Origin of the sequence: Mycoplana rhizolycopersici (assembly GCF_013378445.1) — a bacterium.
Classification (GTDB): Bacteria; Pseudomonadota; Alphaproteobacteria; order Rhizobiales; family Rhizobiaceae; genus Mycoplana; species Mycoplana rhizolycopersici.
Genome location: NZ_JABXYK010000065.1, coordinates 1 through 445, shown reverse-complemented (window position 1 = coordinate 445; position 445 = coordinate 1). Strand labels below are relative to the sequence as shown.

Here is a 445-nt window from a genome sequence, read left to right as displayed (position 1 = left end):
CCCCATGGTGCGATCGGCAACAAGGTACCGATCTCGCTGATGAATCCGGGAAGCGCCGCCAGCCCGCTTCCCTGAGTTAGGCCGGAAAACTCTACCATCCGCTGGTCCAGAAACTCGGGGCGGTTCATTAGGCCGGAAAACTCTACCATCCGCTGGTCCAGAAACTCGGGGCGGTTCAAACCCCGCCGGGGCTCTAGTCGCCGCTGGATGAAAGTTCAGTGGCAGGTCATCGAGGATTTGATAGGACAGACTGCGGATTCTGGCGCGCATAAACGCAAAAAGCCCCGCGGTGGGGGCTCATTGGGATCACAGGGATTGTTGGTTGCGGGGGCAGGATTTGAACCTGCGGCCTTCAGGTTATGAGCCTGACGAGCTACCGGGCTGCTCCACCCCGCGTTATCCGGTTTTTGTCCTGCTTTAAGGCTACCAAAGCAAAAGGGCCGCT

The 445-nt window shown here is 58.9% G+C and carries 1 tRNA gene; it reads right to left on the bottom strand.

The features are described from left to right. Positions 1 to 319 precede the first annotated feature (319 nt). Positions 320 to 396 (bottom strand) — tRNA-Met (locus HV823_RS26420). Between the last annotated feature and the right edge of the window lie 49 nt (positions 397 to 445).